The sequence below is a fragment of the Achromobacter sp. EG18 genome (assembly GCF_059759395.1).
Genome location: NZ_CM186213.1, coordinates 1,337,093 through 1,360,522, shown reverse-complemented (window position 1 = coordinate 1,360,522; position 23,430 = coordinate 1,337,093). Strand labels below are relative to the sequence as shown.

21 protein-coding genes and 2 pseudogenes are annotated in these 23,430 nt (G+C 69.4%); 9 read left to right on the top strand and 14 right to left on the bottom strand.

Annotated elements, in window-relative coordinates; translation table 11 throughout:
• Positions 1–164 precede the first annotated feature (164 nt).
• On the top strand, positions 165–2,252 hold the full coding sequence (locus AC6CR5_RS06435; protein WP_020927887.1) for a carbon starvation CstA family protein: 2,088 nt from the start codon (positions 165–167) through the stop codon (positions 2,250–2,252).
• A 17-nt stretch (positions 2,253–2,269) separates the two neighbouring features.
• On the top strand, positions 2,270–2,482 hold the full coding sequence (locus AC6CR5_RS06430) for a YbdD/YjiX family protein (protein ID WP_006387201.1): 213 nt from the start codon (positions 2,270–2,272) through the stop codon (positions 2,480–2,482).
• 182 nt (positions 2,483–2,664) lie between these two features.
• Here AC6CR5_RS06430 and AC6CR5_RS06425 read toward each other — a convergent pair whose 3' ends face one another.
• Entirely contained in the window at positions 2,665–3,528 is an 864-nt protein-coding gene (locus AC6CR5_RS06425; RefSeq protein WP_020927886.1) for a DMT family transporter, read from the bottom strand.
• 118 nt (positions 3,529–3,646) lie between these two features.
• Here AC6CR5_RS06425 and AC6CR5_RS06420 point away from each other — a divergent pair, with 118 nt between their 5' ends.
• Positions 3,647–5,041, top strand: a complete 1,395-nt coding sequence (locus tag AC6CR5_RS06420) for an aminotransferase-like domain-containing protein (protein WP_006387199.1) — start codon at positions 3,647–3,649, stop codon at positions 5,039–5,041.
• 48 nt (positions 5,042–5,089) lie between these two features.
• On the opposite strand, the gene AC6CR5_RS06415 is transcribed toward AC6CR5_RS06420, so the two are convergent.
• Entirely contained in the window at positions 5,090–6,262 is a 1,173-nt protein-coding gene (locus AC6CR5_RS06415; RefSeq protein WP_241118280.1) for an MFS transporter, read from the bottom strand.
• Between the two features lie 104 nt (positions 6,263–6,366).
• Positions 6,367–7,068, bottom strand: a complete 702-nt coding sequence (locus tag AC6CR5_RS06410; protein WP_422836812.1) for a DAPG hydrolase family protein — start codon at positions 7,066–7,068, stop codon at positions 6,367–6,369.
• Positions 7,069–7,181: 113 nt separating this feature from the next.
• On the opposite strand from AC6CR5_RS06410, the gene AC6CR5_RS06405 reads away from it, so the two are divergent.
• A complete protein-coding gene (locus AC6CR5_RS06405; protein WP_498085367.1) occupies positions 7,182–7,850 on the top strand; it encodes a TetR/AcrR family transcriptional regulator in 669 nt (222 codons plus the stop codon).
• On the opposite strand, the gene AC6CR5_RS06400 is transcribed toward AC6CR5_RS06405, so the two are convergent.
• Both AC6CR5_RS06400 and AC6CR5_RS06395 read right to left on the bottom strand, forming a co-directional pair.
• Complete coding sequence (locus tag AC6CR5_RS06400; RefSeq protein ID WP_020927881.1) at positions 7,847–8,494, bottom strand: CerR family C-terminal domain-containing protein; 648 nt, start codon at positions 8,492–8,494, stop codon at positions 7,847–7,849. The two genes, AC6CR5_RS06405 and AC6CR5_RS06400, sit on opposite strands and share 4 nt — an antisense overlap.
• Before the next feature lie 111 nt (positions 8,495–8,605).
• Positions 8,606–9,862, bottom strand: coding sequence for a M24 family metallopeptidase (locus AC6CR5_RS06395; protein WP_498085366.1), 1,257 nt, complete (start codon positions 9,860–9,862; stop codon positions 8,606–8,608).
• Between the two features lie 208 nt (positions 9,863–10,070).
• Here AC6CR5_RS06395 and AC6CR5_RS06390 point away from each other — a divergent pair, with 208 nt between their 5' ends.
• Positions 10,071–10,622, top strand: coding sequence for a Dps family protein (locus AC6CR5_RS06390; RefSeq protein WP_054444742.1), 552 nt, complete (start codon positions 10,071–10,073; stop codon positions 10,620–10,622).
• A 66-nt stretch (positions 10,623–10,688) separates the two neighbouring features.
• On the opposite strand, the gene AC6CR5_RS06385 is transcribed toward AC6CR5_RS06390, so the two are convergent.
• Together AC6CR5_RS06385 and AC6CR5_RS06380 are read right to left on the bottom strand one after the other, a co-directional pair.
• Entirely contained in the window at positions 10,689–11,189 is a 501-nt protein-coding gene (locus AC6CR5_RS06385; RefSeq protein WP_047990898.1) for a hypothetical protein, read from the bottom strand.
• 164 nt (positions 11,190–11,353) lie between these two features.
• Positions 11,354–14,158: an autotransporter family protein gene (locus AC6CR5_RS06380; RefSeq protein WP_498085365.1), complete on the bottom strand. Its 2,805-nt coding sequence runs from the start codon at positions 14,156–14,158 to the stop codon at positions 11,354–11,356.
• A 195-nt stretch (positions 14,159–14,353) separates the two neighbouring features.
• Here AC6CR5_RS06380 and AC6CR5_RS06375 point away from each other — a divergent pair, with 195 nt between their 5' ends.
• Complete coding sequence (locus AC6CR5_RS06375) at positions 14,354–14,476, top strand: hypothetical protein (RefSeq protein WP_275255213.1); 123 nt, start codon at positions 14,354–14,356, stop codon at positions 14,474–14,476.
• Positions 14,477–14,629: 153 nt separating this feature from the next.
• Here the strand turns inward: AC6CR5_RS06375 and msrA are convergent, their stop codons facing one another.
• Positions 14,630–15,316 carry a peptide-methionine (S)-S-oxide reductase MsrA gene (gene msrA, locus AC6CR5_RS06370; RefSeq protein WP_058664549.1) on the bottom strand — a complete coding sequence of 229 codons (687 nt, stop codon included), beginning with the start codon at positions 15,314–15,316 and terminating at the stop codon, positions 14,630–14,632.
• Between the two features lie 33 nt (positions 15,317–15,349).
• Positions 15,350–15,847: a peptide-methionine (R)-S-oxide reductase MsrB gene (msrB, locus tag AC6CR5_RS06365; RefSeq protein WP_020927876.1), complete on the bottom strand. Its 498-nt coding sequence runs from the start codon at positions 15,845–15,847 to the stop codon at positions 15,350–15,352.
• Here msrB and AC6CR5_RS06360 point away from each other — a divergent pair.
• Positions 15,827–16,147, top strand: a pseudogene (locus AC6CR5_RS06360) (pentapeptide repeat-containing protein); the annotation flags it as partial. The gene msrB and the pseudogene AC6CR5_RS06360 sit on opposite strands and share 21 nt — an antisense overlap.
• Here the strand turns inward: AC6CR5_RS06360 and AC6CR5_RS06355 are convergent.
• The 3 genes and pseudogenes from AC6CR5_RS06355 to AC6CR5_RS06345 all read right to left on the bottom strand — a co-directional run.
• A pseudogene (locus tag AC6CR5_RS06355) lies at positions 16,055–16,270 on the bottom strand (pentapeptide MXKDX repeat protein); the annotation flags it as partial. The pseudogenes AC6CR5_RS06360 and AC6CR5_RS06355 overlap by 93 nt on opposite strands.
• 42 nt (positions 16,271–16,312) lie before the next feature.
• The gene (locus AC6CR5_RS06350; RefSeq protein ID WP_020927874.1) at positions 16,313–17,104 is read right to left on the bottom strand and encodes a molybdopterin-dependent oxidoreductase; all 792 of its coding nucleotides are present in this window, start codon (positions 17,102–17,104) and stop codon (positions 16,313–16,315) included.
• Positions 17,105–17,114: 10 nt separating this feature from the next.
• Positions 17,115–17,753, bottom strand: coding sequence for a cytochrome b/b6 domain-containing protein (locus AC6CR5_RS06345; RefSeq protein WP_006387186.1), 639 nt, complete (start codon positions 17,751–17,753; stop codon positions 17,115–17,117).
• A 197-nt stretch (positions 17,754–17,950) separates the two neighbouring features.
• Between AC6CR5_RS06345 and AC6CR5_RS06340 the strand changes: the two genes are divergently transcribed.
• Together AC6CR5_RS06340 and AC6CR5_RS06335 are read left to right on the top strand one after the other, a co-directional pair.
• A complete protein-coding gene (locus AC6CR5_RS06340) occupies positions 17,951–18,682 on the top strand; it encodes a response regulator transcription factor (RefSeq protein ID WP_026383751.1) in 732 nt (243 codons plus the stop codon).
• A complete protein-coding gene (locus tag AC6CR5_RS06335) occupies positions 18,679–20,151 on the top strand; it encodes a sensor histidine kinase (RefSeq protein WP_498085364.1) in 1,473 nt (490 codons plus the stop codon). The genes AC6CR5_RS06340 and AC6CR5_RS06335 overlap by 4 nt, the downstream gene beginning before the upstream one ends.
• Before the next feature lie 28 nt (positions 20,152–20,179).
• Here AC6CR5_RS06335 and AC6CR5_RS06330 read toward each other — a convergent pair whose 3' ends face one another.
• Both AC6CR5_RS06330 and AC6CR5_RS06325 read right to left on the bottom strand, forming a co-directional pair.
• Positions 20,180–22,777, bottom strand: a complete 2,598-nt coding sequence (locus AC6CR5_RS06330; protein WP_498085363.1) for a PEP/pyruvate-binding domain-containing protein — start codon at positions 22,775–22,777, stop codon at positions 20,180–20,182.
• Positions 22,774–23,415 (bottom strand): TetR/AcrR family transcriptional regulator, encoded by a 642-nt coding sequence (locus tag AC6CR5_RS06325; protein ID WP_020927871.1) that lies wholly within the window; start codon positions 23,413–23,415, stop codon positions 22,774–22,776. Before AC6CR5_RS06325 ends, AC6CR5_RS06330 begins: the two co-directional genes overlap by 4 nt.
• Positions 23,416–23,430 lie beyond the last annotated feature (15 nt).

Here is a 23,430-nt window from a genome sequence, read left to right as displayed (position 1 = left end):
TTCGCGCTTGTTGCGGTCAGGCCAAACCGAAATACTAACGCCCGCGTCGACCGGACGCCGCGCGGACGCCTGCGTCCGCCACCCTACAACAACGAGTCTGCCCACCCGCGGGACGAAAAAAGCGTTGCACGCCAAAAGCATGGCGGGAGGCAAGAGGAGCACTTATGCATACCAGCAGTAAGGGACTGGGTCAGCACCTGGTCTGGCTGGCGGTTGCGGTATTGGGCGCGTTCGCGCTCGGCACCGTGGCGCTGGCCAGAGGTGAGACCATCAACGCGCTATGGGTGGTGATCGCCGCCGTCTGCGTGTACTTGATCGCATACCGCTATTACAGCCGCTTCATCGCCAACAAGGTGTTCAGCCTTGACCCGACGCGCATGACGCCGGCCTGGAAGTACAACGACGGCCTGGACTACGTTCCGACCAACAAGCATGTGCTGTTCGGCCACCACTTCGCCGCCATCGCCGGCGCCGGCCCGCTGGTCGGCCCCGTGCTGGCCGCGCAGATGGGCTACCTGCCCGGCATGCTGTGGATCCTGGCCGGCGTGGTGTTCGCCGGCGCCGTGCAGGATTTCACCATCCTGTTCATCTCGACGCGCCGCGACGGCCGTTCGCTGGGCGACCTGGTCAAGTCAGAGCTGGGCAAGGTTCCGGGCGTGATCGCGCTGTTCGGCGCCTTCATGATCATGGTCATCATCCTGGCGGTGCTGGCGCTGATCGTGGTCAAGGCGCTGACGCACTCGCCGTGGGGCACCTTCACGGTGGCCGCCACCATTCCCATCGCGCTGTTCATGGGCGTGTACCTGCGCTACATCCGCCCGGGCAAGATCGGCGAGGTCTCCATCATCGGCTTCGTCGGCCTGATGGCCGCCATCACCTTCGGCCAGGACGTGGCCGCGCATCCGGTCATCGGCCCGATGTTCGACTTCGATGGCAAGGGCCTGACCTGGATCCTGATCATCTACGGTTTCATCGCCTCGGTGCTGCCGGTGTGGCTGCTGCTGGCGCCGCGCGATTACCTCTCGACCTTCCTGAAGATCGGCACCATCGTCGGCCTGGCCATCGGCATCGTGGTGGTCGCGCCCGAGCTGAAAATGCCGGCGCTGACGCAGTTCGTGGACGGCTCCGGTCCGGTGTGGTCGGGCAACCTGTTCCCGTTCCTGTTCATCACCATCGCCTGCGGCGCGGTGTCGGGCTTCCACGCCCTGATCTCGTCGGGCACCACGCCCAAGCTGATCGAGAACGAAACCCAGGCCCGCTACATCGGTTACGGCGGCATGCTGATGGAATCGTTCGTCGCCATCATGGCGCTGGTGGCCGCTTGCGTGATCGAGCCGGGCATCTACTACGCCATGAACAGCCCGGCCGCCGTCATCGGCACCACGCCCGACCAGGTCGCCCAGGTGGTGTCCAGCTGGGGCTTCGTGATCACCCCGGCCGACCTGGTGCAGACCGCCAAGGACGTCGGCGAAAGCACCATCATCTCGCGCGCCGGCGGCGCGCCGACGCTGGCCGTGGGCATGGCGCACATCCTGCACCAGGCCATCGGCGGCCCCAGCATGATGGCGTTCTGGTACCACTTCGCCATCCTGTTCGAGGCGCTGTTCATCCTGACGGCCGTGGACGCCGGCACCCGCGCGGGCCGCTTCATGCTGCAGGACCTGCTGGGCACCTTCGCGCCGTCGCTCAAGCGCACCGAGTCGCTGCCCGCCAACCTGATCGCCACCGGCCTGTGCGTGGCGGCCTGGGGCTATTTCCTGTACCAGGGCGTGGTCGACCCGCTGGGCGGCATCAACACGCTGTGGCCGCTGTTCGGCATCGCCAACCAGATGCTGGCCGCCATCGCGCTGACGCTGGGCACCGTGGTGCTGTTCAAGATGAAGCGCGACCGCTACGCCTGGGTCACCGTGCTGCCGACGCTGTGGCTGCTGGCGTGCACCCTGACCGCCGGCTGGCAGAAGGTGTTCCACGCCGACCCCAAGGTCAGTTTCCTGTCGCACGCGGCCAAGTACAACGCCGCCATCGCCGAAGGCAAGGTGCTGGCGCCGGCCAAGTCGCTGGCGGAAATGTCGCGCGTCGTGATGAACGACTACATCAACGCCGGCCTGTGCGCGATCTTCATGTTCGTGGTGATCAGCACGGTGCTGTTCGGCATCCGGTCGGTCATGCGCGCCCGCGCCGAGAACCAGCCGACCGCGCGCGAGACGCCCTACGAAACCCTGCCGGCCGCCGCGGCCGCCGGCGCGGACTGAGCCCGGGAGGCGCCGCCATGCTGTTTTCCAACATGACCTCGGCGGCCGGCGCCGCCGGCCGCTACCTCGGCCAGACGCTGCGGTTGATGGTCGGCGTGCCCGACTACGAGAACTACGTCGAGCACATGCGGCGCACCCACCCCGACCAGGAGCCGATGAGCTACGAGGCGTTCTTCCGCGAGCGCCAGGATGCCCGCTACGGTGGCAAGAAGCGCATCGGCTGCTGCTGAGGGGACGCGCGCCGCTTGCGGCCGCCATGCAAAAGGCGCCGGCTTTGTCCGGCGCCTTTTCTTTGGCCAAGTGTGTCTGCCGCCCCTGTCTGCCGCCCAGGTTCCGCCGACCGCGTCTTGCCGGCAGTGGCCGCGGGCGGCTGCCACCCACGAGTCGTGGCCTCCGGGGACAGCGCCAGCGGCTAGCGCGCGTGCTTCTTGGCCCCGGCCACGCAGATCACGGCGGCCAGCGTCACCAGCAGCATGCTCCAGCTGACCTGTTCGTGCAGCAGCAGCGCCGCCAGGCCCAGGCCCATGAACGGCTGGAACAACTGCAGCTGGCCCACCGCGGCGATTCCGCCCTGGGCCAGCCCGCGGTACCAGAACACGAAGCCGATCAGCATGCTGAACAGCGACACGTAGGCCAGGCTGATCCAGCCGGCCGCGCTGACATGGGCGAAGGAGGGCGGCAGGGTGAACAGCGCCAGCGGCAGCATCACCGGCAAAGACAGCACCAGGGCCCAGCTGATGACCTGCCAGCCGCCCAGCGTGCGCGACAGCTTGGCGCCTTCGGCGTAGCCCATGCCGCAGACCACGATGGCCGCCAGCATCAGCAGGTCGCCCTTGAACGAAACAGCCAGGCCGCCCATCAAGGCGTAGCCGACCACGAAGGCCGCGCCCGCCACCGAGAACATCCAGAACGCCGGCCGCGGGCGTTCACCGCCGCGCAGCACCGCGAAGATGGCGGTGGACAGCGGCAGCAGCCCCAGGAACACGATTGAATGGGCCGAGGTGACGTGCTGCAGCGCCAGCGCCGTCAATAGCGGAAAGCCCAGCACCACGCCCAACGCCGTCAGGGCCAGCGCGGGCAACTGGGCGCGCCCAGGCCGCGGCTGGCGCAGCAGCCACAGCAGGGTCCAGCCCAGCACGGCGGCAATGGCGGCGCGGGCGCAGGTCAGGAAGATGGGGTCCAGTTCCGCAACCGCCACCCGCGTCGCGGGCAGCGAGCCCGCGAAGATCGCCACGCCGATGAAACCATTGATCCAGCCGCTTGTTGCCTTGTCCATGTACCGCTCCGGTCAAAACGCCAGTGAAGCATTTCCTGCTCGTTTTCCCTAGAGACAGTACAGTACAATTCAAAATAACTGTTATGCAATACGGTCCAGTACGGTGGAAAGGGAAGCCATGAAACAAGGCGGCACGCGGATCGAGGCAGTCATGGCGCAGGTGCGCTCGCGCATCGCGGCGCGCGCCTATCTGCCGGGCGCGCGCCTGCCGTCGGTGCGGGCGCAGGCGGGCGCCATGGGGGTGTCGGTATCGACGGTGGTCGAGGCGTATGAACGCCTGGCGGCGGAAGGCAGCATCACGTCGCGGCCCGGCTCGGGCTTTTACGTCGCCGGCCCGGTGGCGCCGCTGGCGCTGACCGAGATCGGCCCGCGGCTCGACCGCGAGATCGATCCGCTGTGGGTGTCGCGGCAGTCGCTGGAGGCCGCGCCCGACGCGCTGCGGCCCGGCTGCGGCTGGCTGCCGAGCGCCTGGATGTACGAGGCGGGCATCCGCCGCGCATTGCGCGCCCTGGCCAAGGCCGATTCCCTGGCGCTGACCGAGTACGCCACGCCCCTGGGCCACCCGGGCCTGCGCCAGGTGCTGTCGCGGCGCCTGGCCGCCGCCGGCATCGAGACCACGCCCGAACAGGTCATGCTGGCCGAGTCCGGGACCCAGGCCATCGACCTGATCTGCCGCTTCCTGCTGGAGCCGGGCGATACCGTGCTGGTGGACGATCCCTGCTATTTCAACTTCCATGCCTTGCTCAAGGCGCACCGCGCCCGCGTGGTCAGCGTGCCCTATACGGCGCAAGGCCCCGACGTGGCGCGCTTCGAGGCGGCGCTGCGCGAGCATGCCCCGCGCCTGTACATCACCAACTCGGGCATCCACAACCCCACCGGCGCGACGCTGTCGCCGCTGGTGGCGCACCGCTTGCTCAAGGCGGCCGACGGCGCCGGGCTGGTGATCGTGGAAGACGACATCTTCGCCGACTTCGAGAACGCGCCCGCGCCACGGCTGGCGGCCTTCGACGGCCTGTCGCGCGTGATCCAGATCGGCAGTTTCTCCAAGACGGTGTCGGCCTCGCTGCGCTGCGGCTTCATCGCGGCGCGGGCCGACTGGATCGACAGCCTGGCCGACCTGAAGATCGCCACCACCTTCGGTGGCGGGCGCCTGGCGGCCGACGTGGTGTTCCGCACGCTGACCGACAGCGGCTACCGCAAGCACATGGAATGGGTGCGCCAGCGGCTGGCCGAGGAACGCGAACGGACCACCGCGCGTCTGGCAGCCCTGGGCATCGTGCCGTGGCTCGCGCCCAAGGCCGGCATGTTCCTGTGGTGCCGCCTGCCGGCCGGCGTCGACGCGGCGACGGTGGCGCGCGCCTGCCTGCGCGAAGGCGTGGTGCTGGCGCCGGGCAACGCCTTCAGCGTGTCGCTGAGCGCCGGGGACTGCCTGCGGTTCAACGTCGCGCAGTCCGGCGATCCGCGCGTGTTCGAGACGCTGGCGCGGGCGCTGGAGGGCAGCCGGGCGGGCTGAGTGGTCCGGGCGGTTCGCGCCGCGCGGCCGCCCGACGCGGGCCCGGCCTCAGGCCGCCCGCGCGCGCTTTTCCGCCGCCAGCACCAGCGGAATAGCGCAGGCCGCGCACAGCGCCATCACCAGGAAACCGCCCGGCGCGTAGGCGCGATACAGCGCGCCGCCCAGCTGGATGCTGCCGAACATGAACACGCCGCCCGACAGCAGCGCGTACAGCGCAATGGCCGAGGTCTTGCAGGCCGCCGGCACGCGCCGCGCGATGTACCACATGATGGCGGCGTTGTTGCCCGCCAGCGTGAAGCATTGCAGCAGCTGCAGCGCGGCGATCCAGGCCGGGTCGGTGGTGGCCGACAGGCCGGCCCAGCGCAGCGCCGTCATGGCGGCCGAAACCAGGATCAGCCACTGCGCGCCGACCCGCGCCAGCACCTTGGGCGCCAGGAAGAAAAACAGCACTTCGCTGGCCACGCCCACCGCCCACAGCATCGAGATCAGCGCCGTCGACAGGCCGCGATCGGTCCAGTAGAGCGTGGAATACGAATACAGGAAGCCGTTGCTGGCCTGCACCAGCGAGGCGGCGCCGATGCACAGCAGCAGCGGCCGGTCGCGCAGGATCTCGCGCATCGGCAGCCGCGCGCGCTCGGCGGGCGCCTCGTCGGCGGCGGGACGGGCCGCCTGGGGCAGCAGGCGCACGCAGGCCAGGCAGGCCACGATCAGCAGCATCGACAGCCACATCACCCAGTCGGCGCCGAAGGTCTTGATGAGATAGCCGCCGGCCACTGTCACCAACGCGAAGCCGAGCGAGCCGCAGGCGCGGATGATGGTGTAGGAGTTGCCCTGGCCGCGGCCGCTGGCGATCGCCATGCGGTCCAGCAGGGGCAGCACCGCCGGGAACACGGCGTTCAGCAACAGCGTGACGCCGAACAGCCAGGCCGGCGCCTGGCTGAACGGATAGCAGATGAACAGCGCCAGCGAGGCGGCCAGGGCTGCGAAGATCAGGCCATGCGCGCCGCCGCGCTGGTCAGCGACGTGCGCCACCACCGGGGTGGACAGGATCTTGGGCAGGAACGAGGTCGCCACGATCAGGCCGATCAGCGCCGGATCGAGTCCGCGGCCCGCGAACCACAGCGGAAGAAAGGGGATGCTGACGCCCTGCAAGCCGTAGTACAGGAAGTAGAACCCATGCAGGGTGATAGCGCCTTGCCGGGCGTCGGGGTTGCCGCGCATAGGGATGTGACGGGAGTGTGGCCGTTGTGAAGCGCCGTAGCATACTCCTTCCGCCGGGCCGGCTCGGCGGCGCCAGCGGTCCCTCCGCCCGGGGCGCGGCGGCGCTACCAGGGCAGAGGCGCCGCCTCGCCGTTGGCGTGCTCGCCGTAATAGAGCGACGGCAGGAAGCGCGACAGGAAGGTGAACTCCGTATAACAGTGGCGCAGCAGGTTCAGCCCCAGCGCGTCCGGCACGGCCTGTTCCGGCCGTTCGCTCGACAGCCCCAGGTAGAAACGGCTGCGCAGCACGCAGCCGAACGGCGTGTCGCGCGTCAGGTGGATCATCTGGCCGTCCATCGGATCGCCGTCCGGGTCGAGCTGGACGTGGTCGCCAAAGCCAATGCGCGCATAGACGACAGCCGACACGTCCCGGCTGTCCTGCGCCGCGCGCAAGCGCTCGGCGTCGAAGGCCTCGGAGGGCGCATGGAACTTCAGCCTGGCCGCCACCGGCGGCAGGTCGGCCAGCGACTCGACCGCGTGGATCGAGGCGCCGATGTAGTTTTCACCCCGGCGCCAGGCGCTGTCCCAGCCGCGGTGCTCGACGTGGTCCTGCGGATGCCACCACTTGATGTGCTGGGTGGTCTGGAAGAATTTGAACCACCAGTCGAACATGCGGCCCTTGCAGCCGTGCAGGTCGGTGCGCGCGGCCACCACCAGGCCGCCGCCCGGCAGCCGGGTGATGCCGGTCTCGAGCCTGAGCGGCGCGGGGTCGAGCAGACAGTCCATGTCGGCGCGGATGTGCGCCGCGTCGGGATGCGGGGAGGTCATTGCGTAGGCTCCGAGAGAGGGAAAGCGGATTCTACAATAAAGAAACGTTATTCGTTTCCAAAATAAGCGTAGCGTGTAAGATCGCACTTCATTCACAGGAGTTCCTCCCGACCATGGCATCGTCCCCCCCGCCGCGGCCGCGCGGCCGTCCCGCCCGGCCCGACGCCGAATTGCGCGCGGCCGCGCTGGAGGCCGCCACCTGGCTATTGTTGAACCAGGGCTACGCCGCGGCCACGCTGGAAGCGGTGGCCAAGCGGGCCGGCATGGCCAAGAAGACCGTCTACCGCTTCGCGGCCAATCGCGAGGACCTGGTGGCGCAAGTGGTGCGCGGCTGGACCGACACATTCGAGCCGGTGATGGCGCAGGATGTCGGCAGCGCCGCCGATGTGCTGCCGGCGCTGACGCGGGTGCTACAGGCGATCGCCGATCGCGCCCTGTCGGCCGACGCCGTCGGCATGTTCCGCCTGCTGACCGCCGACTTTCCGGCGCGCGCGGCGCTGTTGGCGGTCTACCAGGAAAATGGCATCGAGCGCGGCACCGCGATGCTGGCCGCGTGGTTCGAGAAGCTCGCCGCGCGGGGTTTCATCCGCATCAGGCAGCCGCGCGAGACGGCCGGCCTGCTGCTGGCCATGACCATCGCCGAGCCGCTGCGGCAGATGGCGCTGGGCCTGGCCCAGCCGCTGCCCCAGGGCTCCATCGCGGATCGCATCCAGGCTTGCGTGGCGTTGTTTGCCGGCCAGGGCGAAGTGTTCGCGGTCAGGTCCGGCGCGGCCGTGGACTAGTCGCGAGCGGCCGCCACCGCCGTGGCGCCGACCATGGCGGCGATCTCGGCGACCATGGCGCGGGTCAGGCGGCCGGTTCCCAGGCGCCGCAACAGCGCTTCGCGTGCCACGGCAAAGACAATGGCCTGTCCCAGAATGGCGTGGGCGCGCAGGATGCAGCCGCGGCTGTCGGGCGCTTCCCCCCGGATGACGGCGACGCGCCGCGTCACCGCTTCGTGCAGGGGCATGAACAGCACGGCGTGGATGGCTTCGAATTTGGGCGTGGGTTGCAACTGCTCGCGCGCCAGCAGCAGGCTGCGGGCGGCGGACGCCTCGGAATCCAGCAACGCGGCCGCGAAGCCGCGCATGATCGCTTCCAGTTGCAGCGCCGCGTCGGCTGCTGTGCGGGGCGCGGTATCCGGCCAGTCCAGCCGTTCGGCGATGGCTTGCGCCGTCTGCTCCAGTACGGCTGCATAGACGCCTTCCTTGCCGCCGAAATGATACGGAATGGCGGATTGGTTGACGCCGGCGGCCTGCGCCAGCTGGCGCGTGCGCACGCCTTCGAGGCCCAGCTGGCTGAACAGGGCCAGTCCGGCCCGCAGCAGCCGGTCGCGCGTGTCGGCGGCGCGCTCGGTGGCAGGGGATTCAGTCGTCGATGTACTCATGTGCGTTCTTGCTTCGCGTGTCTTCGGCCTGGGCCGGCACGGGGAAGGCCCCCCGGCCGCGCGCCAGGATAGCAGGGCCTGGGTCCGCGCCGGCGATCCTGGCGGCGAAGGCTAGCCGTCGGCGAGCATCAGCCGGGTCGAATTCCGGTTCAGGGCGATGCCGCCATTTTCACCCACGATCACCGTGCCGCCGATGTTGGCCAGGTGGCGCCCAAAACCGCAATTGGGCTCGAATGCGAAGCACATGCCGGCTTGCAGCGGAAGATCCCGGCCCACGGTCGGCAGGGGCCGCAGTTGCGGATAGCGCGCGGCCTCGGGCAGGGATTCTATCCCCGGCGCGGTGCCGAAGCCCACCGGACCGTAGGGGTTGATGCTGTGGACCAGGGGATGCACGTGCCAGCCGCCGGATTCCAGCAAAGGCGCCTCCATGGCGTCGACCAGATCGCCAAACGTATTGCCCACGCGCAGCGCCGCCAGGCCGCTTTCATAGCAGGCGCGGGCGACGTCGGCGGCGCGATGGATGTCCGGGTGGACCTCGCCGATCGCCACCGCCGCCTGGTGCTGCGTTTCCATCAAGCCATAGAGCGCGAAGATCTCCGACAGCACGATGTCGCCCTCGCGCAGCAGCCGGGGCCGCTGCGACCGGTACTGCCACGCGGGCGGTCCCCAGCCGACATACTTCGGGCCGGTTCCCAGCAGCACTTCGGCGGTGTAGCCGCCCATGGCGAAGCAGGTGGCGGTGACGGCGGCCACCAGGTCGGCTTCGCTGACCCCCGGGCGGGCCGTGGCGCGCAGTGTTTCGCTCATGGTCTCGCCGATATGGGCGGCGTAGCGGACCAGGCCGAGTTCTTCCTCGCTCTTGACCGATGCCAGCCGGAAGAAGGCTTTGTACACGGGGACGAATTCCGCCTTGGGCAAGGCCTGCGCCAGGCCCTGCAGGGTGCGCGCGGGCAGGGCGCCGTCGAAATAGAAGGGCGGATAGGGTTCCAGCCCGATGATGCCGACGCGGCTGCCGTCCAGCCCGCGTTCAGCCAGCCAGGCGCCGACGTCGCGCCCCGTCTTGCCCACGTACAGCTGCTCCGGCGCGATCCATTGCAGGTCGCCGCGCAGCGCCGACTGGATGTGGTCGGCGATCATCAGCGAGGCGAAGGTATAGACCCTGGGCGCTTCGTCGCCGATGAAGACCACCAGCGATCCGGGGCGGTCGTTGCTGAAGTAGCAATCGGGCGAAAAACCGGCGGGCGCGGCCGCTTCGCGGTCGCCATAGACGACCAGCGCCTGCAGGCCTTCGGCCCGCATGAGGTCGCGGGCCAGGTTCCAGCGCCGGTTTCTTTCCGCCAGCGACAGTGGGGCGGGAGGGGTGTTCATGCGTGTTCCTTGTTTTGGGTCGGGATGCGCAGATTAATTCATTCAAATGAATGAATCAAGCCGGCTATCAGGCCCGATGCGACGGCGAGCAGCCGGTTTGCGTTTGTCCCATTGGCAAAGCGCCCGTACGGGATTACCCTGGGGCGTGGCGGCGCGATCGATCGCGCCGCGCGCGTGTTTTCCGAATCATTTCCAGGAGCTGCGATCCATGGCCAAGAAACTGAATGAGAAGACCACCAAGGCGGCAAAGACGCTGCGCAAGCGTCCGCTGGCGACCCCCACCGACCTGGCCGCCGCCGCCACCCGCGACATCTCCGCGGTGCTGAACCAGGTGCTGGCCGACGTGTTCGCGCTGTACCTGAAGACCAAGAATTTCCATTGGCACGTCAGCGGGCCGCATTTTCGCGACTACCATCTGCTGCTCGATGAACAGGGCGACCAACTGTTCGCCATGACCGATCCGATCGCCGAGCGCATCCGCAAGATCGGCGGCACCACGCTGCGTTCCGTCGGCCATATCTCGCGTAGCCAGCGCATCGCCGACAACGACGCCGACTACGTGCAGCCGCTCGACATGCTGGCCGAGCTGCGCGAAGACAACAAGACCCTGGCGGCCACGCTGCGCGAGGCCCACAACGTTACCGACGAACATCGCGACATCGCCAGCTCCAGCCTGATCGAGAACTGGATCGACGAGACCGAGCGGCGCACCTGGTTCCTGTTCGAGGCGAGCCGGCAGGGCGACAGCACCGGCCATTGAACGGCGCTTGCGAGAGCCCGGGGGCGCTCACGCCGCCCGGCGCCCTTCATGTGGCGGGGCCCGGCGTCAGCCGTCCCGCCCAAAACCGCCGCTGGCCCATTCCTGGGCGCGCCGCACGTTCAGCTTGTACGTCGGCGCAACCTGGATCCGGGCCAATTCGTCGCCCGATTCATCGTAGGCGCTGAGCACGGCGTAGGGCTCGTCTTCGTCCGGAACGATGTCCAGCTTGATCGTCAGGCGGCCGTTGGCGCCGTCGATCTTCACGCTCTTGTGCAGCGTGGCGTGCAACTGCTGTTCGTGGCGGCGCAGGACTTCGTTGGCGGTCTTGACCAGGGTGGAGAACGCGGAACCGTCCAGCGGTTTGGGGTTCTTCTTGTCGCGGCCCATGGTCCAGGGCCCCACCAGCGCCGGTTCGGCCTGCCCGTCCAGGGTCATCTCGACGGCCCAGCCGTCGTCGTCCTCGTTCTTGATGATGCGCGCGGTCCAGCCGTCGTCGCGCCATAGCGTGGCGGTCTGTTCCTTGCGGTATTCGGACACGTCGGTGTCCGGCGTGGGGGAGTCATTCACTGCGGTGCTTTTCCTGGATGCATGGATTCAAGGCCGCGGCAGTCATGGATGCCCGCGGCGCCCCCGCACTGTAGCGCAATGGCGGCGCCGTTTCCCCGCGCCAGGCGCGGCGGCGTGCCGCGGACGCCACGATCGCGACGCCCGCGGCCTTGCCTGCGCCGGCGCTAGAAGCGCATGGCCAGCTTGAACAGGCCCGACTGCTGCCGGTTGCCGCCGCCGAACTGCGCGTCGTAGGCAACGCCCGCGGTGGTATTGCGCGTGATGGCCATTTCGGCGCCCAGCCCGACCACGGCGGCGTTCTGCGCGATCGGCACGCCGCGCACCGAGAACGTGCTGCCGCCGTCGAAGGCCAGCTCCTGGCGCGGCTTTACGTCGCCCATGGCGTGGCGCCAGCCCAGCGATGCGGTCAGGCGGCCCGGCGCGCCGTGCGAATCGAAGCGCCATGAGCCGCGCATTCCCAGCGTGGTGCTGGTGATGTCGTCCGAGCCGCCCTTGCCGCGCAGCGCGGCGCTGCCGCCCGATTCCTCGAAATCGCGCGTGCGCAGCTGGTTCCAGGCCAGGCCGGCAAAGGGTTCGATGGCGTAGGCGTCATTGAGCGGCAGGTGGTAGCCGAGTTCGGTGAACACCTGGGTCGACGAGGCGCGATACGACGACTTGAGCTGCTGGTTCAGGCTGCCGGCGGCCACGTTGCGCTTGGTGTCGATGTCGTGCCAGGTGTAGGCCGCGCCCGCCATGAAGCGGACGTGGCCGGGGCCGGCCGCGAAGTTGCGCCCGCCGAACAGGGTCGCGGTGTAGCTGTCGACGTCGGTGCGCGACGCGGCATCGGCGATCGAGCTGTGGCTGCCCGTGTAGCCGAGCGCGCCGCCCAGGCGCCAGCCGCCGCCGACCGCGCCGTCGCCGCCGACGAAAAAGCCGCCGGCCGACTGCTTCACGCTCGATGCGTTGCCGTCGCCGCCGAGCGTGCTCCAGTTGCCGAAGGCCTGGGCCCAGAGCGGCGAGGCGCCGCTTTGCGGCAGGGCGTCGGCGGAAGGCGAGCCCAGCTGGGCGGTGGGCTGGCCGGCGCGCATGGGCGCGTCCAGGTTGCCGCGCAGGTGCTCCAGCGGCAACGCGCGCACGGTGTCCGCCTGGCCTTGCAGCACCGAGGCGGTGCTCGCGTAGGCTTCACCCGCGAGCAGCTTGAGGGCCGATCGCGCTTCGTTCGCCGTCATCGACAGCACCGCCGTGGTCACCTGGCGCGCGCCGGAACCCTGGACCGACGCGTTGCCGCTGCCGATGACGGCCGATCCGCCACCCGGCGACGCGTCATTGCCGTTGGTCGAGGAGCCCGCGCCGTTGGACGACGAGCCAGTGCCGGCCACGGGCGGGTCTTCCTTGTCGAGGGCTTCGCCCACGCTGCTTTCGTTGCCGCCATTGCCGATGCTGCCGATCGGGACGTCATTGCGCGTCAGCGTCATGTAGGCGTTCTTCGTGTCGTAGCTGAGCGTGGGCGTAAGGAAGGCATAGGCGCTGGAGGCGCCCGTGAAGCGGCCCTGGATGCCGCCGTCGGCGGTCAGGATGTTGTAGGTGGCGCGCGGCGCATAGTTGCCGGCCGGCCCGATGTGCGCCACGGTCCCGTCCAGGCTGGCGATGCCGGTGACGTGGATGCGATCGCTCGCGCTGCTGGCCGGGTCGGCGTGCACGCGGTAGATCGTGTCCGCGCCGAAGGTCAGGTTGCCGTTGATCGTCAGCGTGCCGATGGGCGAGCCGTCATTGCCGGGCGCGATGACGGCGGTGGGGTAGAGCGTGGTGGCGCCGAGTTGGCCGACGCCCGCCAGCACGACTTCGCGGCCGATGTCGACGGGGCCGTTCAACTTGCCGTCGATTTCCAGGGCGCCGTCGGCGATCAGGATGGGGCCGCTCAGGCCGCTGCTGTCGGCGGTCAGGATCAGCGACCCCGGGCCGGTCTTGACGAAGCCTTGCGTGCCTTGCAGCGGGTTGTGGATGGTGTCGACGAACTGGCCGGAGGCATAGGTGCCGTCGCCAACCACCAGGGCCGGCGGATTGCCGCCGCTGCCGACCAGGGTGATGGGCGCGCCTTGCAGGGTGTAGCGGTCGGTGGCGAACTGGATGCCGGACACGCGCACGGGGCCGGCGCCGCCATCCACCGTGACGGTGCCGGTCGCGCCCGCGAATATGGCGTAGCCGCCGTCGGGCAGGGCGCCGGTGGCATTGGCCGGGCTGTTCCAGTTGGCGCTGGCGGCGCTCCAGGTGCCGTTGCCGCCGCCCGCGCGGGTCGCCGACGCCACGCCGTTGCCGTTCCACAGATTGGTCGTGCTGGGGCCCAGGATGAGGTTGATCTGCTTGTCGCCGGTGAGCGACTGGATGGTCGCGGCCGGCAGCGAGTCGCCGCTGACCGTGCCCAGCGTCAGGCCGTTGCCGCTCAACGTGCCGCCGTACGACAGGATGCGGTAATAGCCGGCGTTGACGCCCAGGGTGTTGACCGACACGTTCAGCGTGGTGTTGTTCAGGGCGACGTTGCCGCCGACCGTGATGTTGTCGCCGGTGCCGGGTTGCGTGATCGGCAGGCCCGCGTAGCCGGTCTCGAAATCGAACACGGCGTTGTTCATCGACAGGTCGCCCTTGACGACGAGGTTGCCGTTGGACACGCCGGTCGGCGTGCCGACGGGGTAGCCGGGCGCGACGCGCGCGCCCGTCACGTCGAGATTGCCGTCGATCGTGCCGAAGCCCGACACGGTGCCGTTCGACGCGGCGTTGACATTGCCGGCAAGGGTGACGCCGGCGGCGCCGCCGTTGCCGCCGACCACCAGCGTGCCGCCGTTGACGTCAATGCCGCCCGGCAGGCTGGCCGAGCCGTCGAACACCTGCGTATTGCCGGACGCCACCGTCAGGTCGGCGGCCATGGCGGCGCCGCAGCAGGAGGTACTCAATGCGACCGTGGCCGTCAGCCACTTGTTCGTGCGGTAAGTCAAGACTGGGATCCTTTTTGTCGCGGCCCAGCGTGTGGAATCCATGCGTATCCGTCCGCGGAAATACGGTTTCCATGCGCGGAAATATTTTGTATGGATTCGACTGGCCCGTAGAAAAAGGACGCAATTTATACCCCCTTTTTTGCAAAATAAAAAATTATCCCTTAGATACGATCCAAATCGAGGTCATCAATATGAATGGATACCAACCGCCTTGTTTTAATTGAGGTTTTGGATACCGGCCACATTATCAAAATGGCGGGAATTGATACATTAGATATTATGTTTCAGGCACGAAAACTGCTGACTCCGGATTTTTGAAGTCCATTCGTTTTTATTATTTATCCGGCTTGATTGGCTGGCTTGTCGAATTGCCGCGCGGCGGTGGCGGGCGGCGCGCCGCTGGCGGCCGGATGCGGCGGCGCCCGCCAGGCCGACGTGCCGTCGCCAGGCGGGGCCAACGTCGCCGACCGTCTACGGATTCACCAGCACCGGCTTGTCGCGGTACGCCGCCGGGAAGGTCCGGGCCAGGTTCTCCACCTTGGGCACGTCGTTCACCATGATGTACATGCTGTACGGATGCCGCACCAGGTAGTCCTGGTGATAGCCCTCGGCGGGATAGAAGCCCTTGAGCGGCTCGACCGTGGTCGCCAGCGCCTTCGGGTAGACGCCCGACTTGTTCAGTTGCGCGATGTAGGCCTCGGCCACTTTGCGCTGGTCGTCATTGGCCGGGAACACCGTGGACCGGTACTGCGTGCCGCTGTCCGGACCCTGGCGGTTGAGCTGGGTGGGATCGTGCGCCACGGAGAAATAGATCTGCAGCAGCTGGCCATAGCTGACCTGGCTGGGGTCGTAGGTGATCTCGACGGATTCCGCGTGGCCGCTGCGGCCGCCGCTGACGGTGTCGTAGTCGGCGGTGGACGCCTGGCCGCCGGCGTAGCCGGAGACCGCCGAGGTGACGCCCTTGACGTGCTGGAACACCGCCTGCACGCCCCAGAAGCAGCCGCCGGCGATCACGGCCTTTTCCTGGGCCGCGCCGGCCGGCGCGTCGAGCGCGGGCGGCGGAATGACGAAGGCGGTTTCGGCGGCGCCGGCCGAGCCCATGGCGAACAGGGCGCCGGCGGCGGCCAGCGTGGCGCGGGAGAGGGAAAGAAGGGGCATGATGCGCAATCCTCGAAAAAAAGGCGGCCCAGGTCAGGCCTGCGGGGTGAAGCTCATGGCCACGCCGTTCATGCAGTAGCGCAGTCCGGTCGGGCGCGGCCCATCGTCGAAGACGTGGCCCAGATGGCCGCCGCAGTTGCTGCAATTGACGGCGGTGCGGGTCATGCCGAAGCTGCGGTCTTCCAGCGTGTCGACGGCGCGATCCAGCGGTTGCCAGAAGCTGGGCCAGCCCGTGCCGCTGTCGAACTTGGTGGCCGACGAGAACAGCTTCTGGGCGCAGCCGGCGCAGGCGAACGTGCCGGCGCGGTGCTCGTCGTTGAGCGGGCTGGTGTAGGGCCGTTCGGTGCCTTCCTGGCGCAGCACCTCGTATTGCGCCTGGGTCAGCCTGGCGCGCCATTCGGCGTCGCTCAGGGTATAGGGATAGGCGCGGGCCTGCGCGGCACGGGCGCCACGCCCGGCCAGCAGCGGCGCCAGGCCGGCGGCGGCGAATACACCGCTCGCGCCCAGGAAATGCCTGCGTGTCAGTTTCATGGGAAGTTCCTTGGTGAATGGCTCATGGGGGCCGCGTGGCGCGGGCCGGCCGTCGGCGCGGCCGGGCCGGCGCCGACGGGGCGGTCGGCTGGCCTACTTGCCCATGCTGTCCTTGCTCATGGAGCCGCCCTTGGACATGCCGTCCTTCGACATGCCGCCCTTGGACATCCCGTCTTTCGACATGCCATCCTTGGCCATGCCGTCCTTCTTCATGCCGTCGTGCGACACGCCGTCCTTGGACATGGAGTTCTTCGACATGCCATCCTTGGCCATGCCGTCCTTCGACATGCCGTCCTTCGACATGCCATCTTTCGACATGCCGCTCTTGGCCATGCCGTCCTTGGACATGTTGTCGGCCGCGTGCGCGGCAACCGCGCCAAAGGCCAGGCACAGCGAAAATGCGGCGGTGGTGAGTGTCTTCATGATGCGTTCCTCTGGTGTGTCGTGGTGGAAAGAAAAAAGCACCTAGCTGCCGCCGAACCAGTTGTAGCCCTGGTCCTCCCAGTAACCGCCCGGGTAGGTGTTGGTGACGAAAATCGCCTGGATGTGCTTGGGGTTCTTGTAGCCAAGCTTGGTGGGCATCCGCAGCTTCATCGGGAAGCCGTACTCCGGCGGCAGGGTCTTGCCATCGTAGGTCAGCGCCAGGATCGTCTGCGGATGCAACGCGGTCGGCATGTCGATGCTGGTGTAGTAGTCATCGGCACACTTGAATCCCACATATTTCGCGGTCAGGTCGGCGCCCACGCGCTTCAGGAAGGTCGAGAACGGCACGCCGCCCCATTTGCCGATGGCGCTCCAGCCCTCGACGCAGATGTGGCGCGTAACCTGGTCGATCTGCGCCATGGCGCGCAGCTCGTCCAGCCGCCAGCGGCGCTTGTCCGCCACCATGCCGGTGACCTCCAGCCGGAAGCTCTCTTCCTCGACCTGCCGCACCTCGTCGATGCCGTAATAGGCATTGAACGGGAACGGGCGGGTGATCATCGATTCCGGGTAGGTGGGTGCCAGCTTGTTCGGGTCGAAGATCCAGCCCTGCACGCGATCGTTCAAGCGCGACACCGCGGTCAGCGCCTTTTCCACGTTTTCGTCGTCGGACAGCGTGCAGCCGGACAGCATCGCCAGCCCGCCCAGCGTCAGGCTGTTGCGCAGGAAGGCCCGGCGCGAGGGCGCCTCGACCCGCTTGTCCAGGATCTTCACGGCTTCCTTGAGGATCGCGGGGCCGTCCAGGCCCAGCAGCGACAGGCGTCGTTTTGCGCTCACGAGGGTCTCCTTATTTGCCGCGGATCATGGCGATGAGGCTGCGCGGCACCAGCGCCACCATGACCAGGTGCACCGCCACGAACGCCACCAGCAGCGCCATGGCGAAGAAATGGATGCGGCGCGCGAATTCATAGCCGCCCAGCAGCGTGCGCAGCGTGTCGAACTGCACCGACTTCCACAGCACCAGGCCCGACAGGACCAGCACCGTGATATCCGCGATGACGAACAGATAGGCCAGCCGCTGCACCTGGTTGTAGTGGCGCGGGTCGGCATGCGACAGCTTGCCGCGCAGGGCCGCGGCCAGGTCGCGGGCGACGCCGCGCGGGCCGACCGGGAAGAACTTGCGCCACAGGCGGCCGGTGGTCAGGTTCAGCCCCAGGTAGAGCAGGCCGTTGACCAGCAGCAGCCACATGCCGGCGAAGTGCCATTGCAGCGCGCCGCCGAGCCAGCCGCCCAGGGTGGCGCCGTTGGGAAAGGTGAAGTCGAAGAACGGCGCGGCGTTGTAAATGCGCCAGCCGCTGGTCACCATGATGACCACGGCCAGCGCATTGAGCCAATGCATGATGCGCAGCCAGCCGGGATGGACCGGGCCGCGGCTGTCGGGCGCCGGGGCGGCGGGGGCGTCTGGGGTGGCGGGCGTGGCCATCATGGCGGGGCTCCTCGGGGAGGCGGTTGTTGTCGTTGGAGCCATTCTTCCCCGGCGCCGATATCGAAGTCCTCACGCAAACTTAAAATAAATGTGATAACTCGCCGGCCATGGATTGGCGACAATAGCGCTGCCGGGGGCGGATCGCCCGCGCCCGGCGCTGTCCGCGGCCCCGGCCGCCACCCTTGCACCGAGCCCCTATGGATACGCCCCGCCGCGTCCTGATCGTCGAAGACGACGCCCACATCGCCGAATTGCTGCGCCTGCACCTGCGTGACGAGGGCTATGCCGTCGAGCACGCCGCCGACGGCAACGAAGGCATGCGCCGGCTCGAAGAGGGCGGCTGGGACGCGCTGGTGCTGGACCTGATGCTGCCCGGCATCGACGGCCTGGAAATCTGCAAACGCGCCCGCGCCATGACGCGCTACACCCCCATCATCATCACCAGCGCCCGCTCCAGCGAGGTGCACCGCATCCTCGGCCTGGAACTGGGCGCCGACGACTACCTGGCCAAGCCGTTCTCGATGCTGGAGCTGGTGGCGCGGGTGCGCGCGCTGCTGCGCCGCACCGAGGCGCTGGAGCGCAACGCCCGCATCGACGCCGGCAGCCTGCGCCAGCACGGCGTGGCCATCGACCCGATCGCCCGCACCGCCTCGGTCGACGAGCGCCGGCTCGAGCTGACGCCGCGCGAGTTCGACCTGCTGCATTTCTTCGCCCGCCATCCGGACAAGGTGTTCTCGCGGCTCGACCTGCTGAACCAGGTATGGGGCTACCAGCACGAGGGCTACGAGCACACCGTCAACACCCACATCAACCGGCTGCGCACCAAGATCGAGGCCGATCCGTCCAATCCGCAGCGCATCCTCACGGTCTGGGGCCGCGGCTACAAGTTCGCGGCGGCGCCGGGCGCGCCGGCGGAGCCGACGCCATGAAGCGCCTGACCCTGACCCAGCGCCTGTCGGCCGTGTTCGCCTTGCTGCTGCTGGCTTGCTGCGGCGCGTCGGCCTGGCTGCAGATCTCGGCCAACCTGCGCTACGAACAGGAAGTGGTGCAGCGGCTGTCCAGCGGCCTGGCGCAGCATATCGCCGGCACCAACGAGCTGATGGACGCCAACGGCTGGAAGCCGGAGGCGGTGCGTTCGCTGTTCTCGATGCTGATGATGGTGAATCCGGCGGTCGAGGTCTATCTGCTGGACAACGACGGCCGCATCGTCGGCGACGCGGCGCCGCCCGGGCAGATCAAACGCGACCGCGTGGACCTGGCGCCGGTGCGCCGCTTCCTGGCGGGCGGGACGCTGCCGATCGCGGGCGACGATCCGCGCCACCTGGATACCGCCAAGGTGTTCTCGGCAGCGCCGGTGCGGGTGGCCGGGCGCGAGCAGGGTTACGTCTATGTGGTGCTGCAAGGCCAGGCGCACGACGCGCTGGCCATGGCGGCCTCGCGCAGCGCGGTGCTGCGCACCACCCTGTGGTCGATCGCGCTGGTGGCCTTGCTGGGCCTGGTGGCGGGCCTGGCGGCATTCGGCCTGATCACGCGGCCGCTGCGGGGGCTGACGCGCGCGGTGCGCGCCTTCGGCGACGACGACGGTCGCGCGCTGGCCGCGCTGGAAAAGCCGGCCGACGCCGCCGATACCAGCGGCGACGAGATCTCGCTGCTGCGCCGCAGCTTCGTGCAGATGGGACGGCGCATCACCGAGCAGTGGCGCGAACTGACGCGCCAGGACCAGCAGCGGCGCGACCTGATGGCGAACATCTCGCACGACCTGCGCACGCCGCTGACCTCGCTGCACGGCTATCTGGAGACCCTGCGGCTCAAGGACGAGACGCTGGATGCCGGCGAGCGCCGCCGCTACCTGGATATCGCGCTGGCGCAGAGCCGCAAGGTCGGCCGGCTGGCACAGGAATTGTTCGAGCTGGCGCGGCTGGAGTCCGGACTGGTGCGGCTGGAGCCCGAAACGTTCTCGCTGCCCGAGCTGGCGCAAGATGTGGTCCAGAAATTCGAGTTGGCCGCCGAGGCGCGCCAGCAACGGCTTACCACCGCCATCGACCAGGAACTGCCGCCGGTGCGCGCCGACCTGGGCATGATCGAGCGGGTGCTGACCAATCTGCTGGACAATGCCATCCGCCACACGGCCCCGGGCGGGCGTATCGAGCTGCGCCTGGGCGCGGCGCGCGGCGGCGTGCAGGTGCGGGTCAGCGACAACGGCGCGGGCATTCCCGAAGCCTTGCGCGCAGGCCTGTTCACTCGCGCCTCGGTGTTGGCCAACGGGCCGCGCGATGGCGGCGGGCTGGGGCTGGTGATCGTGCACCGCATCCTGCAACTGCACCACAGCGACATCCGGCTGGTGGAGCGGCCCGAGCCCGGCGCGGTATTCGAGTTCGACCTGCCGGCGGCGCGCTGAGCCGACGCCGCCCGGCGGGCGACCTCCGCTAAGGCTGCCGAGGCCGCGGCGGGCCGCCGTCGGGGGTTGCCGCGCTGGCGGGCGCCGGCAGGCGCCGCACCGTGCCTCGCGCGGCGTCGACCTCCAGCCAGTCGCCGCTGGCCACCTGGCGCAGGATGCCCTGCACGTTGACCACGGCCGGTATGCCGAACTCGCGCGCCACGATGGCGCCATGCGAGAGGTAGCCGCCGGCTTCCATGACCACCGCTCCCGCGCGCAGGAACAGCGGCGTCCAGGCCGGATCGGTGGAGGGCGCCACCAGGATGGCGCCGGCCGGCATCGCCAGCGCCGCGTGCGGATCCTGGGCGACGAAGGCGGGGCCCTGCGCCCGGCCGCTGGCGACCGGCGTGCCGCGCCAGGAGGCGTTGCCACCGACCGGCGCGGCGGACGCGACCACGGGGGGCGCCTCGCCGTATTCGACGATCACGTCGCGATCGGGCGCTTCGGCCCACGCCGCCAGACGCGCGCGCCGGTCGGCGGCGCGGCGCGCGGCGGCCGCGGGGGCGAGACGGCCCGCGGCGAGCGCGAAGATCTCTTCGGCGGTCAGGTGGAAGATGTCGTCGGCGGCCGCCAGGCCGTCCGCGCCGCGCATGCGCGTGCCCAGCTCCAGCGCGCTGCGGCGCGCCGCCGCCAGGTACGCCACCAGCACGCTGCGCGCGGCTTCGCGCTGGGCGCCTTCACGGCGCGCGGCCGCCAGCAGCTTCGCGGCCAGCGGACGTTGCCACCAGGGCAGGGCGGCGCGCACCGCCTGCCATGCCTCGCGCGCGGCCCGTTCCTGGCGGGCGCGCAGCGCCGCGGGGTCGGCGCCGATCAGGTTCAGCACGCTGTCCAGCAGGTAGTCGGGCGCTTCGCGCCAGCGCGGATTGCGCAGGTAGGTTTCGTACACCGCGCGATGGCCGTAGCGCCCCAGGAAATCCGCCAGCGCCTGGCGGAAGGCGCTGTCCGGCGGCAGGCGCCAGGCCCAGGCGGCGCCATCGCGGCCCGGCTCGCGCAGCCAGGCCAGGGTGTGCGGTTCGCGCGCCGCCCGTTGCGCCAGCGCCATCAGGTCATAGCTTTGGGCCGCCGTCACGCTGGCTTCGCCGCCGGCCATCAGCGCCGCGGTCAGCGCATGGCCTTCGCCGGGACGGGCGCGTTCCACCCATTCCAGCAGTTTGGACAGGGCGCCGCCGCCCGAGCCTTGCAGGAAGAACAGGTCGTCGGCGGCGGCCACGGTGCGGAATTGCTCCAGCAGGCGCGCGCCCAGCGCCGCGCTGTCGGCCGGCGGCGTTTCATCCAGCCAGGCCCGCGCCCGCGCGAACTGGCGCGGCAGGTCGGCGTCGGCGCGGCGCCGCAGCGGCCCGGCCCGGCGCAGGTAGCGCAGCATGCGCAGTGCGTGGCGCCAGCGCTGCGCCAGGCCGGGCGCGGGCACCTGGATCTCGGGCTGCGGGCCGCCCAGCAGCGCGTTCATGGCGCTCGGGGCGATGCCGAGCGCATCGTGGCCGACCCACTGGATCACGGAGGCGTCCAGGTAGACGCGGCCGTCGAACATTGCCGCCAGGCGCGCGCCCGGCAGCGTGCGGTAGCCGCTCAGTTCGAAGCCGCGAGTCAGCATGCGCTCGGCCATCAGGCGGCCGCCGTCCCATTCCAGCGCGGACATGGGCAAAGGCAGCACTTCGCGGGTATTGCCGCGCGACCAGTAGGAAGGTTGCGATTGCAGGCCGGGGTAGGTGTGGCGCGCCATGGCGGTGACGGGCCTGGCTTGCACGATCCAGAAATCCTGGCCGTCGTGGACCCATTCCAGGTCATAAGGGGCGCCGGAATAGTCCAGGGCGCGGGCGGCGTCGCGCGCCAGGGCGGCCAGCGCGTCCACCTGCGCGGGCGTCAGGACGGGCTGCGCTGCCCGCGCCGCCGACTGCTCCACCAGTTGTGTGCCGCCGCCGGCAGCGGGCAGGGTGGCGCGGCGTTTGGCGCCGATGCGTTGGCGGGCCAGGGGCCAGGCCAATTGACGGGCATCCGCGTGCAAGTGGTATTCGTCACCCTCGGCCTGGCCGCCCACCAGGGATTCGCCCAGGCCCCAGTTGGCGTGGATCACCATGCGATCGAGGCGGCCGCCGAGCGGGTCGCAGGTGAAGGCGATGCCGGAGGCCGTGGCGGGCAGCAGGGGCATGACCACCACGGCCATGGGGCGTTCTTCGGCTTGCAGGCCGAGACGCTGGCGGTAGGCGTCCGCCTGCGGCGACCATGCCGAGTCCCAGATGTGTCGCACGGCGTCGACGGCCGCCGCCGCGCCGCGCACGTTCAGGCACGACAGATGGATGCCGGCGAACGATGCGGTGCGCGCGTCTTCCTGGGGCGACGAGGAGCGCAGCGCCAGGGGCAGGTCGAGCCAGCCGCGCTGGCGCAGGGCCTCGTGCAGCGCCTGCGCCAGCGCGTCGGCCACGGGCTCGCCGGGGCGTCGCGCGAGGCTGGCGGACGCCGCCAGCACGAAGCCTGGCGGCACCGGAATCCCGAGTTGCGCCATGCGCGCCAACTGCCAGCCCTTACCGCCCGCGCCCGCGACGCCAGCCTCGCGGGCGGCGGCCCAGTCCAGGATGGCCGCGGTGGTCACGCGGCGCTCCCGGATGGCGCCGCGCCTTGCAGGAACAATGAAAGCAGCGCATCGAATTCGCGCCGCAGGCTGGCGCCGGGCAGGTCGAGCCAGCGCAGCAGCGCGCCCAGGTGCAGGAACTGCAGTTGGTGCGTGAGCAGGTCGGCAGGCAGGTCGGCGCGCAATTGACCCGCCTGCTGTCCTTGCGTGATGAGGCTGTGGAACAGCGTCTGCAGGCCGCTGCGCGGCGAGCGGCCGTCGCCCTGGGCGTCGGGGCGCAGGGTCGACAGGCGGTAGCGCAGGTAGGGCCCGAGATAGGCGCGGTTGGCTTCGGACCAATGCGCGGAGGCGTGCAGGACACGTCTGAGCCGCGCGGCAAAGCCGGGCACCGCGCGCAGCCTGGGCAGCAGGTCCACCATGCTGGCGGCCAGCTCGGCGTGGAAGCGGTGCGCCAGCAGGGCTTCCTTGACCGGGAAATGGTTGTACAGCGTGCCCTTGGAAACGTCCGCCTGGGCCGCGATCTGCTCCATGGTGACGACCTCGTAGCCCAGGGTCTCGAACAGGCGGTAGGCGGTCTGGGCCAGATGGTCCAGCGTCTGCTGGCGCTTGCGCTCGCGCAGGCCGGGGGCGGGGGAGTCGTGCGGATCGGCGAGGGACATGGGGCGGGAAATTAT